Here is a 15,050-nt window from a genome sequence, read left to right as displayed (position 1 = left end):
GCCGCGCCTGACCGCTGCTACATCCGGTGGACCTCCAGCTTCTCGAGGTGGATGCTGAGGTTGTGGTTGATCCGCACTCCGACGACGCCCTTGGTGTCGACGTCAGCGGCGTTGGCCGAATAGACTTCCTTCCCATTGGCCAGGAAGGAGACCTTGCCGCCCTTGATGAGGATGGAAAGCTCGTTGGTCGCATTGCCGTCGGCGTCCGCCGCGTTCACGGCGGAGTTGGCCGTCCAGCCCACGACGGTGGTGGTCTTGTCGCCCATCCGCCGCTTGATCATGAAATTCCCGTCGGCCCGGATGAGGAAGTAGGTGTAGGCCTGGTTCGGTCCCTGCAGGTCCTGCCCGCCAATAAACATCCCGTACGACTCCGGATGCATCGGCTTGGGCGGCGTCATGTGCAGCAGGGCCACGAGGTGCGCGTTCCCGCTGGTCGTGTCGGTAGGCTGGTAGAAGATGGCTGCCGGCCCAAGGGTGATGTGCCAGCCGGGCGCCATGTCCACGAACTTCACGTTGGTCATGGCGGCACCCTTGTCGGTGCGTGCCATCCAGCCGGTGGGCAGGGAACCGCCCCCCTTGACCGCCTTGTCCGGATCCGCCTGGTGGTCTTGCGCCATGGCCGGGACGGCCAGGGCCATGGTGAGTGCGCTCAGGGCAAGAATGCGTCGCATCGAAACCTCTGATTTGCGGGGGAAATGTATGGGAGGGCGCCGGTTGCGGGTGGCCCCCAACCTGTATAAGCTACTGCGCTGATTCTAGGGATGTTAACCCCGAGGAGCGTCAGATGTTCAATTTCGTCGAAATGGTGCTGGCCGGCGTAGGGGCCGGCATGATCCTGGTCGCCCTGGCGTTCGTCTCCTCACTCATCGGGGTGCTGGTCAACGCCATGATCGCCCTCTTTGCCGGCCCGGTCATCGACCAGGTGCTCGCCCGCAAGGCCGCTCGCTGATCCCATCGGGCGGCAGCCAGGTGCCGCCCTCGCCGGAATCCTTTCCTTCCCGCGTTCGTACGTATATCCTAGACCCCGCCCTTGTGGCAGGAACTTTACGTAACTCCAAGCTGTATAAGGATCTTCATCACGTGAGCCGGGGTCCGGTGTTCACCGGATACTCAGCGCGCCAGGCCTGCTCAGGAAATTAGTCCCATGTTTCTCTCAGATACGTCCGTCAAGCGGCCCGTCCTCGCGACGATGATGAGCCTGGCCATCGTGCTCTTCGGGGCCATCGGCTATACCCGGCTCAGCGTCCGCGAGTACCCCGACATCGACCCCCCGATCATCTCGGTCTCCACCTTCCTCCCCGGCGCCAACCCGCGGGTCATGGAATCGGCGGTCACCGACATCCTCGAGGAGGAGTTGAGCACGGTCGAAGGGCTCCGGACCCTGACCAGCACCAGCGGCGAGCAGTCCAGCAACATCACGCTGGAGTTCAACCTCGGCCGCAGCGTCGAGAGCGCCGCGCAGGACGTCCGGGACAAGGTGAGCCGGGTGCGCGGACGGCTGCCGCGGGAGGTGCTGGAGCCGGTCATCGCCAAGCAGGACGCGGACGCGCAGCCCTTCTACTGGCTCGCCCTCTCCGGCGCCAACTACAAGCTGCTCGACCTCTCCGACATCGGCGACCGCATCGTCAAGCAGCGGCTGCAGACCATTCCCGGCGTCGGCAACTCGTTCATCGCCGGCGAGCGGCGGATCTCCATGCGCATCTGGGTGTCCGCCAAGGAACTCGCCGCGCGCGGCCTGACCGTGCAGGACGTCGAGAGCGCCGTCCGCAGCCGGAACGTCGAGATTCCCGCCGGCCGGATCGAGTCGGACAACCGGGAATTCACGGTGCGCTCGCTCGGCGAGCTCAAGACCCCGCAGGAGTTTGCCGACCTGGTCGTCGCCAACCAGGGCGGCCAGCTGGTCCGGCTCCGCGACCTCGCCCGCGTGGAGCTCGGCCCCCGCGACGAGCGCAGCGTGCTGCGGTTCAACGGGACGTCGGCGGTGGCGGTGGGCATCGTCCGCCAGTCGAAGGCCAACATGGTGGACGTGGCGGACTCGATCCGCGCGGCGCTCCCCAAGATCGAGGAGGCGCTGCCGCCGGGCGTGCAGCTTCGCACCGCCTTCGACCAGTCGATCTACGTCAAGCGCTCCATCAGCGAGACGATCGACACGCTCTTCCTGGCGTTCGGGCTCGTGGTCATCATCATCTTCCTCTTCCTCCGGAACCTCCGGGCCACCATTATCCCCGGCCTGGCCATCCCAGTGTCCATCATCGGCGCGTTCGGGGTGATGTACTTCCTCGGCTTCTCCATCAACACCTTCACCCTGCTGGCGCTGATCCTGGCCATCGGGCTCGTGGTGGACGACGCCATCATCGTGCTGGAGAACGCCTACCGGCACCAGGAGGAACTCGGCGAGACGCCCGAGAACGCGGCCATGCGCGGCACCAGTGAAATCGGCTTCGCGGTCATCGCCACGACCGTGTCGCTGGTGGCCGTCTTCGCCCCGCTCGCCTTCCTGCAGGGCACCACGGGTCGGCTCTTCAACGAGTTCGGCGTGGCGCTGGCGGGCTCCGTGGTCATCTCGGGCTTCGTGGCCCTGACGCTGACACCGATGCTCTGCGCCAAGATCCTCCGGGTGCCCAAGAGCCACGGCATGGTCTACCAGAGCCTCGAGCGCGGGCTCAACTGGCTGGCCGTGACCTACGCCGCCACGCTGGCCTGGGCCATCCGGCACCGCGCCGTGATCATCGGCGGCGCCGGCGTCTCGCTGCTGGTGGCGTATGTCACCTTCCACGCCCTCAAGCGCGAGTTCATCCCGGCGGAGGACCGCGGCTTCTTCATGGCCGCCGTCACGGCTCCCCAGGGCTCGACGGTTGAGTACACCGACGGGTACCAGCGGCAGGTCGAGGCGGTCATGGCCGGGGTCCCGGAAATCCGCTCCTTCTTCAGCGTCGTCGGCTTCGGCGGCGACGTCAGCGGCGGGTTCCTCTTCGTGAACATGAAGGACTGGCGCGATCGGGTGCGGAGCACGCAGGAGGTCGTCGGCGGCATCATGCCGCAGCTCTTCGGGATTCCGGGCGTGCAGGCCTACGCCTTTTCTCCCTCGCCGATCGGCGGGTTCGGGAGCCCGGTGCAGTTCGTGGTGCAGCACCCCGACTTCGATTCGCTCACCGCCGTCATGCCTGCCTTCCTGGCGCGGGCCAGCCAGATCAAGGGGCTGGTCAACGTGCAGTCCAACCTGAAGGTCAACAAGCCCGAGCTGACGGTGCGCTACGACCGGGATCGCGCGGAGGACCTCGGCGTCTCCGTCTCCGACGTTGGGTCCACGCTCGAGACGATGCTCGGCGGCCGGCGGGTCAGCACCTTCACCCGGGACAACAAGCTGTACGACGTGATGGTCCAGATGAGCCCCGAGGATCGCGCCACCCCGTCGGACATGACGGCGCTGTACGTGCGCGGCCGGCAGGGCCAGCTGATCAACATGGCGGCGGTCACCACGGTGGACGAAGGGGTCGGCCCGCAGCGGCTCTTCCACTACAACCGGGTGCCGTCCTTCACCATCAGCGCCAATCCTCTCCCGGGTTTCACCCTTGGCGAGGCGCTCGACAGCCTCAACGCCGTGGCCGCGGAACTGCTTCCCCGCGGCAGCTCCACCGCGCTCAGCGGCGAGTTGCGGGAGTTCGCCGAGAGCGGCACCGCCCTCTACTTCGCCTTCCTGCTGGCGCTCCTGGTGGTGTACATGGTGCTGGCGGCTCAGTTTGAGTCGCTGGTCCACCCCTTCACCGTGCTCCTCGCGGTGCCGCTCGCGGTGACCGGCGCGCTCGTGACCCTCTTCTTCACCGGGGCCACGCTCAACCTGTACAGCCAGATCGGCATGATCCTCCTCATCGGTCTCGCGTCGAAGAACTCGATTCTGCTGGTGGAATACGCCAATCAGCTGCGCGAGCAGGGCAAGGGTCTCCTCGAAGCGACGCTCGAGGCGGGCCGCGTCCGGCTCCGCCCGATCCTGATGACCGCCTTCGCCACCATCTTCGGCGCCCTGCCGATTGCGCTCGGCCTGTCCGCGGGGTCGGAGAGCCGGCAGCCGCTGGGCTACGTGATCGTCGGCGGCATGTTCGTCTCGACCTTCCTGACGCTCTACCTCGTGCCGGTGGTGTACGTGCTGCTCGAAACGGTGCGCGAGCGGATGGGTGCCCGTCGTCACCCGGTGGCGGAATCGTCTGCGGGGATCGCATGATGCTCCTCCCCCTCCTCGCGATGCTGCAGATGGGGCCCGCGGCGGTCCCGCAGGCGGCGCCGTCGGATTCGATGCCGCAGGTGACCCTGGCCGAGGCGCTGGCCGAGGCCACACGATACGACCCGAATTACGTGCAGGCGGCCGGTTTCGTCGGGGAGGCTGCCTGGGTTCGCCGCGCGGCGATGCTGGTGTTCGTGCTGCCGTCGCTCACGGCGTCCGCCGACTTCACCGGCTCCACCACGCCGTCGTTCAACTTCGGCACCAACAGCCTCTCGAGCACCATCGTGACGGCGCGGCTCGATGCCCGGTACGAGCTCTTCACCGGTGGCCGCAAGATTGCCGAGTACCAGCGCGCCACGGCGGACCTGCAGGGGGCGGTGGCCAACGAGGCCGGCGCCGGCTTCCTGACCGCGGCCCAGACCGAGGCCACCTTCTACGACGTGCTGGCCCGCAAGGCGCTGGTCGGCGTCGCCCAGCGGCGGGTCGAGCGGGCGCGCTCGCAGCTCGACATTTCGCGGGCCCGGGTCCTGTCCGGCGCGGCGGTGCAAACCGACTCGCTGCAGGTGCTCCTTGAGTACACCCGGGCCCGGGTCGATCTCCTCCGCGAGGCGGCTGGGCTCGACGTGGCGCGGGCGGAGCTGGGCCGACGGGTCGGTCGCTCCGTTGCGGTCGACGCCGCCGGGTCGGACACCACCGCCGCGCCCGCGCTCCCGATCTCCCTCGAGGAGGCGGTGCAGATCGCGCTCGCACAGGGTCCCCAGATCCGGGTGGCCGAGGCACGGGCCCGGTCCACCGCCGCCACGGTGCGCGCTCGCAAGGCGTTCTACCTCCCCTGGGTGACGCTCACCGGGAGCATCGCCGCCTACGACGACAAGTTTTATCCGACGGCCGCCGACCGCACCTCCGGGTCGCTGACCATCACCCTCCCGATCTGGAACAACGGTGTCCGCGAGATCGCCCTGGCGCAGGCGAAGTCGGCCAACGAGGTCGCCATCGCCATCCGCGACGACCTGCAGCGCGGCGCCCTCGCGGATGTGACCCGGAGCTACAGCGCCTACGAGACGGCGGCGGCCGCCGCCGAGCTCGCGGCGGAGGCGGTCATCGTGGCGGAGGAGAACTACCGGGTGCAGGAAACCCGGTATCGCGCCGGCGCCGTCGACATCATCGAATTCCTGAACGGCCAGGTCGACCTGGCCGACGCCGAATCGGGGCTCGTGCAGGCCCGCTACGCCACCAAGCTCGCGCTGGCCGGACTCGAAGTGATCCTCGGCCGGCGCCTCTTCCCCAGTGAGAACGCACAGTGACCCGTACCCCGACCCTCCTGCTCCTTGCCCTCTTCGCGGCGGCCTGTTCCAAGGGTGACCCCAATGCCGGCGGCCAGGGCGGCCCCGGCGGCCAGGGTGGCGGGCCCCCCGCCGCGCTGGTGGAGGTCGCCGTCGCCTACACCGACACGGTCGTCGATGCGATCGCCGCCACCGGCGAGATCGAGGCGATTCAGTCCATCAATCTTCGCCCCGAGGTCGACGGCCGTATCGTCGGCATTCTGTTCCGCGAGGGTGACGAGGTGGCCGCCGGCACACCCCTCTTCAAGGTGGACGACGCGGAACTGAAGGCGCAGGTGGCCCGGGCCGAGGCCGACCGCGACCTCGCCGCGCAGGCGCTGACCCGCACCCGGCAGCTCATGTCGGAAAAGGCCTCGTCGCAGGCCGACCTCGAACGCGCCGAGGCCACCGCTCGGAGCACGCAGGCGGCGCTCGACCTGCTGCAGATCCGGCTGGCCCGCACCACCATCCGTGCCCCGTTCGGCGGCGCCACCGGGCAGCGGATGGTGAGCCTCGGCGACTACGTCACCTCCTCGACGCAGCTCGTCTCGCTCCAGACGGTCAATCCGGAGCGCGCCGCCTTCCAGGTACCGGAGCGGTATGCCGAACGTCTCCGCCGCGGGCAGGAAGTCACCTTCCGCGTCGCCGCGCTGCCCGGCCAGGAATTCACGGGCGTGGTCGACTTCGTGGATCCGGTGGTGCGGTTGCCGGGTCGGACCATCACGGTCAAGGCGCTGGTGCCCAACCCGAAGCGGACCCTCCAGGCGGGGATGTACGTCGACTTGCGGCTCGCTGCCGAAGTGCGCCCCGATGCGGTTGTGGTTCCGGAAGAGTCGATTGTCCCGCTGCAGGGCGCCAACTACGTATACGTCGTGCGGGATGGAAAAGCGTCGCGGCGCCAGATCGGGCTCGGAATTCGGGCGCCGGGGATTGCCGAAGTGCGCAGCGGGGTCGATGCCGGTGACACGGTGGTCGTCGGCGGCCAGGAGCGGCTGCAGGACGGGATGGCGGTCATGATCAAGCCGCTGCCCGACGTGGCCCCACCTGGCGCGGGAGAGGGGTCCTGAGCCGCACCCGTCGGCGGCTCCGCCGGAGCGTTGCGGCGCTCGTTCTGCTCCTCGGCTTCGCGGCCGGGATCGCCTCGGCCCAGGGGGCGGTCACCGGCCGCTGGCACATGCGGCTCTCGAGCGGAAACACGATTCTGCGTGGCGATCTCCGCCTCGAGCAGCGTGGGAACTCGCTGACCGGGAGCCTGGTGCTCGAGCCGAGCGACGATCCCCCCGTGGCCATCCGGGAGGGAACGATCCGTTCCGACGGGACGTTGGAGTTCGTCGTCGACGCCCCGGGAGTGATGCGGTTTACCGGCCGACGAAACGGTACCGGGCTGTCGGGGGAGGCAAGGCTGGACCTGGCCCGCGTCCTCGGATGGACCGCGCAGCGGCTCCCGGCGGGAGCGGAGTTCTACGCCGCCCTCCCGCGGTTTCGGGCGGCGCAGTTGACCCTCGGCCGGAACGCGACGGAGGTGCGTCTCCCCGGCGCCTGGTGGGCCGCCGCCATGTCGCAGCCTGCCGCTGTCGACCGGGCGGCCGCGCTCGCGACGGCGGCTGGCCTCACGCCGATCCCTCCCGATTCTCTCGGGGAGTACGGATTTCTTCCCTCCCTTGGCCTGGTGCGCCGGGCCGAATTCGTCGCCGCCATGACCGAGGCGCTGATGGCGGTCCGCGCCGGGCTCCCGACGGCCGAACAGCCCCGGTTCGACGCGATCTTCCGCCCGAGGGGCGACTGGCTCGTGGACCTGCATGCCGCCGCACTGGGTTGGGCGCACCGGCGCTTCCAGCGGATCTCCTGGGAGGACGCCCGCCCCGCCCTGGCCGCGGCCGGATTGCTTCCGGCGGCACTCCCGCCCGGCGCGGCGGAGCTCCAGGTGGCCCTCTACCGACTCGCCGTCCTCCGGGAAACCGACAGTACCGCCTTCGAGGCCGCACAGGAGCGGCTCCTCCGCACGGGCGGAGCCTCGGGCCAAATGGCCGATGCGCTGCTCAGCGGTTACCGGGAGGCCGCTTCCTGGCAAAGCCAGGCGGTCACATTCCTGCTTGCCGCCCCGTGGGTCCGGGGTGCCGAGGGGCGCACCTCGCTCGCCGAACTGATGCGGACCGCGTGGGCCGCGCCGGACCTTCCGGTGCCGACGATCCGGGCCCGATACTTCGGCATCCCCGAGGCGATGCCGCGCATCGGCATTCCGGCTGAGGTGGTGGAACGCATCGTGGTTCCGCAGAATTGGACCGGCAGGGAATGGGCCGACCGCCGGGGGGCGGCCGAGGTGCTGGACGTCCTCCGCCGGCTGCGCCTCGAGATCGGGATCCACACGACCCTTGAGGCCGACGGACCCTGGCTCGTGACGAGCGTGCGCAATGAAGCGGCCGGAACTCCCTCTGGATTCCTCGAATCGAGCGACGAAATCCTCGAGGACCCCGGCAGTCCCCCGCTGTTTGCGGTGGCGACTGCGTTGCACGAGTGGCAGCATCTGCTGATGGAGCGCCATCGGCTCCTCCTGGTGGCCGGGGGAACGCTTCGGCCCGACGGTGTCGGTCTCCAGTACGCCTCCTCGGACCTCTTCCTCGCCGAGGGCCTGTCCGAGTGGGAGTCGGAGCGGATGCTGTCGCCGTTGGTGGCAGAGCTGCCGATGCTCGGCGTCGGCGAGGCGCAGAAGCTCGCCGTGCTCGAATCGTTCAACCCCGCCGATCCGCACGTGGTTGGATTGCGGATGATGCGGGCCCTCGCTGCGGCACTGGGCACGCCTGCCGCCGCGCGTGCGCTGGTGCTGGCCCACGGCGACGATCCCTTCGCCGTGGCCGCCGCCGTCCCGGTGTGGCAGGGCGCCGATGTGCCCGATCGGGAACTGCCCGCACGCGGCCAGCGCCGCCTGATCCCCGAGACCACGTTCACCATCGAGGACGGGGTCGGCGATGTCGTTGACACCCGCATTCGCGTGCTGGCAGATGCCGCCCCGGGGATGTAATCTCCTGTCCATGCCGACAACCCATTTTGCGGGCACCGCCCGAACATCCAGGAACTCCTGATGGCCAAGTCGTCGTCTGAACTCGCGCCGGGTGCCAAGGCGCCCGCCTTCAAGGCCGTCTCCGACAGCGGAGCGGTGGTGGCGCTCAAGGACTTCAAGGGACGTCCGGTCGTGCTCTACTTCTATCCGAAGGATGACACCTCCGGGTGTACGACCGAGGCGTGCGAGTTCCGGGACAGCTGGCGCGCGGTCCAGGCGGCCGGGGCGGTGGTGCTCGGGGTGTCACCGGACGGCGTGGCAAGTCACCAGAAATTCAAAAAGAAGTATGAGCTTCCATTCACGCTCCTGGTCGACGAGGACCACGCGGTCGCCGAGGCATATGGAGCCTGGGGTGAAAAGAGCATGTACGGACGGAAGTATTTTGGCGTGCTCCGCAAGACGTTTCTCATAGACGCGCGGGGCAAGATCACGCATGTCTTTCCGAAAGTGAAACCGCGCGGCCACGCCGCCGAGGTGCTGGCGGCGCTCGCGGAGTAGCGGCGGCCGTCCGTAGTCCTACGGATTGCCCCGTTCCCCGTTGCGTTCGTACTCTGGTGTGCCCAAAAAACCTGGAGATTCCCATTCGTACCCCATCGTTGCTGGTCGTGCTCGCCGCGGCGCCGTTGCTCTCCTGCAGTCCGACCGTCAAGGTCGTGGCCACGCCGGCCATGCCGGTGCAGGCCCTGCCGGGAGAGACCCATCTCCGCAACATCCAGCAGTTGACGCACGGCGGCAATAACGCGGAGGCGTACTTCTCGAAGTCCGGGCGGCAGTTGATTTTTCAGCGGCAGGAAGACCTGGCCAGCGGGTGCGACCAGGAATACATCATGAACATCGACGGCACCGGGATGCACCGGGTGTCGAACGGCCTCGGGCGGACGACCTGCGGCTACTTCTACGACAACGACAAGCGCATCCTCTACAGCAGCACCTTTGAACACGATGCGGCCTGCCCGGCCCGGCCCGACATGTCGAAGGGGTACGTCTGGCCGCTCGGTCATTTCGAGATCTACTCGGCCCTGAGCGACGGCACCGACCTCACCAAGCTCACCGACGACAAGGCCTACAATGCCGAGGCCACCGTCTCGCCCGACGGGAAGCACATCATCTTCACCAGCACCCGCGACGGCGACATCGACCTGTACAGCATGAACATCGACGGGTCCAACGTCCAGCGCCTGACCTCGCGGATCGGGTACGACGGCGGGGCGTTCTACTCCCCGGACGGGAAGCAGATCGTCTGGCGCGCGTCGTATCCGGTCACGGCGGCCGACACCGCCGACTACCTGAGCCTGCTCAAGCAGCGCCTGGTGCGGCCGGCGGCCCTCGAGATCTGGGTGGCCAACGCCGACGGGAGCAACCCCCGGCAGGTCACGAAGATCGGCGGCGCCAACTTTGCCCCCTTCTTCTCGCACGACGGCAAGCAGATCATCTTCACCTCGAACCATCTCGACCCGAAGGGCCGGAATTTCGACCTCTTCCTCATCAACGTCGACGGGACCGGGCTGCAGCAAGTCACCTTCGACCCTGATTTCGACGGCTTCCCGATTTTCAGCCCCGACGGCAAGAAGCTGGTCTGGGCCTCCAACCGGAACGCGAAGACCCGGGGCGAGACCAACGTGTTCATCGCTGACTGGGTGAAATAGTCCGGCGGCATTGCCCGGACGAAGAAACCATGGGGCATCGGTGCGCGTAGGGAGCGCCGGTGCCCCGCGATGCGTCAGCCCTTCACCACGTCCCCCGCCGGGGTTAGGTTACCGCCCCCTTCCTTTCACTCGGACCCGACGATCCCCATGGCCCAGTCCAAGCCCACGCCCGCAAAACCTGCGTTTCTCGTCTGGCTGTGGGAGTGGGCCAAGTCCATCGCCGTGGCGCTGGTGGTCTGGCTGGTGCTGCGGACGTTCCTGGTGCAGGCCTTCCGCATTCCCTCCGGCAGCATGGAAAACACCCTGTTGATCGGTGATTTCCTCTTCGTCAACAAGGCGCTCTACGGCGCCGAGATCCCGCTGGTCCACAAGCGGCTCCCCGCCTTCCGGGAACCGCAGCGCAACGACATCCTGGTGTTCGACGGCGTCGAGTCCGACATGGAAATCGTCAAGCGGATGGTGGGGATGGGGGGCGACACGCTGGCGATGGAGGGGGGACAGCTGATCCGCAACGGGGTCCGGCTTGACGAGCCGTATGTCGTGCACGAGACCCCGTTGCCGCTGGCGGGACCGGAGCAGCGGTTCATCATGCGGCAGTGGCAGGTGAAGTACCTCGTCGGGCGCGACACCGCCACCTACAACCCCGACCTGCAGGACTGGGGACCCATCGTCGTGCCGCCGGACTCGTTCTTCATGATGGGCGACAGCCGGGACAATTCGCACGACAGCCGGATGTGGGGCTTCCTGCCTCGGAAGAACGTGCGCGGACGGCCGATGTTCATCTACTACAGCTACGACGCCAAGAGCTGGAAGCCGCTTCCTTTCCTGACCGCGATTCGATGGGGACGGATCTTCAGCCGCCCGAGGTAGAGGCGGGACGCCCTGCGGGGCGGTTCCGGCGGTGGTGGCGCTTTCCGAGGAGTTGGGCGGAGGTGCGCGGCCTCGGCTGGCGCGCCATCGCGGCCTTCATCCTCTTCTATCTCGTGCGCGACCTGATCCTGTACATCCTCCTCCCCTATCTTGTCTACCGCGAGGTCGTCGCTCCCTAGCTCTCGCCGGGGGGATGATAGGGAGACTCAGGCGATCGGGATGGATCGGGGGCCCGGGGGAGGTAGGCGGCGCTCCGGCCGCACTTGGTGCACTGGAGGTCAATCCGGCCGAGTTCGGGCGGGGCACTGGCGGAAGGGCGCTTCGGAACCCGCGTGATGGTCTCGGTGCCGCAGGAGGGGCAGACCAAGGGCTTCCCGTCACGGTCTGCTGCGACCAGGGCGAGCGCTTCCGGCGCGCGGAACTCCTTGATGCCCCTGCGACCCATGGGCGACCCTTCCCGGGGGTGTCGTTGTTCCCCCAGTCCTCCCAATCTACGGTTCGCTTTCGGAGCGCGCAAAGTGGTGGAGCCCGCCCTCCCGCCGGCTGCCATCGATACCGGCTTCGTGTGTCGCGTAAATGTCGTGACACTGGTGCTACCTATGGGCGCATCGCCCAGCTTCCCGCCCCAATCCCACCCCTCGGCTTGACTGGACCCGGCGCCTGTGGTACGTTGGCGCCGGCAAGGCTTAACGCGACATAGCGTTACGCCATCTGAAGCACACTGAATGTCCCGGTCCGAAGGAGTCCCTGTGGTGTCTGAACTTGGCGGCGCACAAATTTCAACATTGCTCGAGAGCCTGCCCGGCATCGCCACGGTGCTCCGCAGCCCGGTCGCAGATGCCCTGGTGAACGTCATTCGCGCGGCGGCACGGCTCTCCGAATTTGATATTGCGGATGCCGATGAGCTGGTCAAGTACGCGACCCGTCGCGGCCTCCTGGCCGAGGACGAAGGCGAACGGCTCATGACCGATCTGCAGGCGGCGCATCAGAAGAAGCTCGACCGCATCGCGGCCCGTCCCAAGCCCGCCAAGTCGAAGGGGGCGAGCACCAAGGCCAAGCCGAAGGCCAAGGCGAAGCCGAAGGCGACCAAGAAGGCACCGGTCAAGAAGGCGCCGGTCAAGAAGGCGCCCCCCAGAAAGAAGCACTAGTCGCGCCTGTCCACGTGCAAGCGCCCCCCGGCACAGGCCGGGGGGCGCTTTGGCATGCGGGGATGAGCCGATCAGGTGCGGAAGGCGCTCATGGCGTCGGTCAGGCGCGTGGCGCCCTGCAGCAGGTCGCCGGCGGCAGCGGCCATTTCCTCGGTCGACGCGCTTTGCTCCTCGGCCGCCGCGGTCACTTCCTGGCTGGCGGAGGCGTGCTCCGTGGCGGACGCCGCCACCTCCGCGGTCTTCCCGCCCAGCTGGTCGACGATGGTCCGGTTGAGCGCGGCCTGCGCGGAGACGACGGCGGCCGCGGTGCGCACTTCCTGCACGGCGGCGCCGATGTCGTCGAGGGCGCGGGCGGCGGCGCCCGCGACGCCTTCGATGCCTCGTACCTTGCCGGTGCCGATCTGCATGGTGCCGGACACCTCGCGCACCTGGTTGCGGATGAACTGCACCGTCTTGGTGACGTCCTCCGCGGCGCGCGCACTCGAGTCCGCCAGGTGCCGGACCTCTTCGGCGACGACGGCGAATCCGCGCCCATGCTCGCCGGCCCGCGCCGCCTCGATGGCGGCGTTGAGCGCCAGCAGGTTGGTCTGCGAAGAGATCTGCTTGATCAGGTCGATGAACTCCGTGATCGACTCCGACTTCCGGGCCAGTTCCTGCACCTGTTGCGCCGAGGTCTGGACCACCTCGCGCACATCGAGCAGGGTCTGGCCCGCGGCGGCCACGTCGGTCCGGTGCCGCACGGCGAGGTCCCGGATCGTGTCGCCCAGCGTGACAACCCGGCTCGAGGCCTCGTCGGCCTCGGCGGCGGTGGCGCGCAACCGGCCCAGCAGTTCATCGGCGTCGCGCATGCCGTGCACCTGGGTCTCGGCGCTGTGCGACATCTTCACCATCGCGGTCGAGATCTCGCCGCTGCTGGCGGCGAGTTCCTCGCTCATCGCGGAGAAGTCGCTGGCACTCCCCGAAATCTGGTTGGATTCCTTGACGACGATGCCGACCACCTCGCGGAGGCGGGCCGCCATCTCGTCCATGGCGCCGGCCAGCCGTCCCAGTTCGGTTGGCATTTCGCCGAGGGTGACCGGGCGGAGGTCGCCGCCACCAAACCGTTCGGCCGCGCCGACCAGCCGGCGCAGCGGGCGGTCGACGGTCCGCACCGTGTAGATCGTGGTCGCCACGCCGAGGATGAGCGCCAGTCCGAAGAGCGCCCAGACGTTGCGCTCCCGGCTGCCGGCGTCCTGCTGCAGCGCCTGGATCCGGATGAGCGCCCGCGCGCTCTGGGAGCGGGAGAGGGCGCGCACATCCGCCACGAGGGTGTCGGCAGGTGCGCGGGCGGCGTCGGCAAAGCGGCGCGCCTCGGCGTCCCGGCCGAGGTCGGCGAGCGCATGCGCCATCGAGTAGGAAACCTCGATGGCCGCCTGCTCGTCGGCGATCTTGTTCGTGATGTAGCGGTCCTGGGTGGAGAGGCCGCTCAACTGCCGGAAGGTCTGCTGGTAGGCGTAGGCGGAGTCGCCGCTCGCGATGAACTCCCGCTGGAGCGCCACCGAAGGGTCCAGGAGGTATTGCTCCGCGCTCCGGATTTCATTCAGCACCGCGCCGACGAGGCCGCTGCCCGCCTCGGTCCCGGCCATGAGCGCGCCGGTCTCGACCTCGACCGCCTGGCTGATCAGGCGGATCGCGCGCGTGGAGCTGAGCGCGATCAGGAGCACCAGCGTCACCAGCACCACCATGCCGACGCTCACCTGGCTGCGGAGGCTCTTGAGGAGGTTCATTGTCCCTCCGCCAGCTGCATCACGCCGTCGCGCACTTCCCCGACGTAGATCTTGAGGCTCGGCACGTCGCCGTTGGCGTCGAAGGCGATGGTGCCCATGGCGCCCTCGTAGGCCGGGGTGGTGGTGCCGATGCCCGCGAAGGCGTCGCGGAGCTTCTGCCGGTCGGTGCCGACCCGGAGCATCGTCTGGCGCAGCATGTAGACCGCGTCGTAGGCCGCGGCCCCCGAGCCGTTGGGGTCGCCGGCGCTCGGGAATCGCGCCCGGTACGCCTCGACGAACCGTCGATTGGCGGGCGTGTCGGTCTGCGGGAAGTACGAGGAGGTGACGTAGGTTCCGTTTGCCACCGGCCCGGCCAGGGCGATCTGTTCCAGCCCGTCGCCGCCCATCGCGGGAATGGAGAGGCCCTTCGTCCGCGCCTCGGTCAGGATGGTGCGCGCGTCGGGATCGTACCCCGCGATGACCATGAACTGTGCCCGCTTGTTGCGCGTCAGGAGGTCCACGTACGGCCCCACATCCGGCGTGTCGCCGAGATAGGGATAGGCGCCGATGACGCTGCCCTGCAGCGAGGCAAACTCCGTCTCGAACGCCGAACGAATCCCGCGGCCGTACTCGCTGTTGGTGTAGAAGACCGCCCCCCGCTGCAGTCCCAGCCGCTCGCGCGCCCAGTGGGCCAGCGCCGACCCGTGCGCCAGGTCGCTGGGACAGACGCGGAAGGTGTAGGGGCCGGCGTCGGTGACCGCGGGAGCGGAAGCGGCCGGGGCAATTTCGAGAAGGGGGTTGGTCCCGCCGTTGTACACCGGCGCCGCGGCCAGCGTCGGGCCGGAAAAGCCGTGCCCGATGACGGCCACGACCGGCGAGTTGTAGAAGTCGGTGGCCACCACGACGGCGGAGTCGGTGTCGGCGTAGTCCTCGCGCTCGACCAGTTCGATGAGCCGACCGTTCACGCCGCCCGCCGCGTTGATTTCCTCCGTCGCGAGCTGCGCTCCGTAGCGAATCGGGAGGCTGAGCGGATCGGTGAAGT

At 68.4% G+C, this 15,050-nt stretch carries 12 protein-coding genes; 9 read left to right on the top strand and 3 right to left on the bottom strand.

Features of this window, described 5'->3' with window-relative positions; genetic code table 11:
* Positions 1-17: 17 nt before the first annotated feature.
* Entirely contained in the window at positions 18-671 is a 654-nt protein-coding gene (locus tag R2910_04955; GenBank protein ID MEZ4412313.1) for a hypothetical protein, read from the bottom strand.
* A 113-nt stretch (positions 672-784) separates the two neighbouring features.
* Between R2910_04955 and R2910_04950 the strand changes: the two genes are divergently transcribed.
* The 9 genes from R2910_04950 (at position 785) to R2910_04910 (ending at position 12,263) form a co-directional block, all read left to right on the top strand.
* Entirely contained in the window at positions 785-949 is a 165-nt protein-coding gene (locus R2910_04950) for a hypothetical protein (GenBank protein MEZ4412312.1), read from the top strand.
* Between the two features lie 195 nt (positions 950-1,144).
* Positions 1,145-4,219, top strand: coding sequence for an efflux RND transporter permease subunit (locus tag R2910_04945; GenBank protein ID MEZ4412311.1), 3,075 nt, complete (start codon positions 1,145-1,147; stop codon positions 4,217-4,219).
* Positions 4,216-5,523 (top strand): TolC family protein, encoded by a 1,308-nt coding sequence (locus R2910_04940; protein MEZ4412310.1) that lies wholly within the window; start codon positions 4,216-4,218, stop codon positions 5,521-5,523. The genes R2910_04945 and R2910_04940 overlap by 4 nt, the downstream gene beginning before the upstream one ends.
* Positions 5,520-6,608 carry an efflux RND transporter periplasmic adaptor subunit gene (locus R2910_04935; GenBank protein MEZ4412309.1) on the top strand — a complete coding sequence of 363 codons (1,089 nt, stop codon included), beginning with the start codon at positions 5,520-5,522 and terminating at the stop codon, positions 6,606-6,608. Before R2910_04940 ends, R2910_04935 begins: the two co-directional genes overlap by 4 nt.
* Positions 6,609-6,715: 107 nt before the next feature.
* On the top strand, positions 6,716-8,560 hold the full coding sequence (locus R2910_04930; GenBank protein MEZ4412308.1) for a hypothetical protein: 1,845 nt from the start codon (positions 6,716-6,718) through the stop codon (positions 8,558-8,560).
* Positions 8,561-8,620: 60 nt separating this feature from the next.
* Positions 8,621-9,097, top strand: a complete 477-nt coding sequence (gene bcp / locus R2910_04925; protein ID MEZ4412307.1) for a thioredoxin-dependent thiol peroxidase — start codon at positions 8,621-8,623, stop codon at positions 9,095-9,097.
* Positions 9,098-9,195: 98 nt separating this feature from the next.
* Positions 9,196-10,245 carry a hypothetical protein gene (locus R2910_04920; protein ID MEZ4412306.1) on the top strand — a complete coding sequence of 350 codons (1,050 nt, stop codon included), beginning with the start codon at positions 9,196-9,198 and terminating at the stop codon, positions 10,243-10,245.
* Positions 10,246-10,392: 147 nt separating this feature from the next.
* Positions 10,393-11,115 (top strand): signal peptidase I, encoded by a 723-nt coding sequence (gene lepB / locus R2910_04915; GenBank protein MEZ4412305.1) that lies wholly within the window; start codon positions 10,393-10,395, stop codon positions 11,113-11,115.
* A 752-nt stretch (positions 11,116-11,867) separates the two neighbouring features.
* On the top strand, positions 11,868-12,263 hold the full coding sequence (locus tag R2910_04910) for a hypothetical protein (GenBank protein ID MEZ4412304.1): 396 nt from the start codon (positions 11,868-11,870) through the stop codon (positions 12,261-12,263).
* Between the two features lie 71 nt (positions 12,264-12,334).
* Here the strand turns inward: R2910_04910 and R2910_04905 are convergent, their stop codons facing one another.
* Both R2910_04905 and R2910_04900 read right to left on the bottom strand, forming a co-directional pair.
* Positions 12,335-14,029, bottom strand: a complete 1,695-nt coding sequence (locus R2910_04905) for a HAMP domain-containing methyl-accepting chemotaxis protein (GenBank protein MEZ4412303.1) — start codon at positions 14,027-14,029, stop codon at positions 12,335-12,337.
* Positions 14,026-15,050 (bottom strand): branched-chain amino acid ABC transporter substrate-binding protein (locus tag R2910_04900; protein MEZ4412302.1); only part of this gene is annotated, 1,025 nt, incomplete at its 5' end. The genes R2910_04900 and R2910_04905, both read right to left, overlap by 4 nt.

It is taken from the genome of Gemmatimonadales bacterium (assembly GCA_041390145.1).
GTDB lineage: Bacteria > Gemmatimonadota > Gemmatimonadetes > Gemmatimonadales > GWC2-71-9 > SPDF01.
This window is presented reverse-complemented; position numbering and strand designations above follow the sequence as displayed.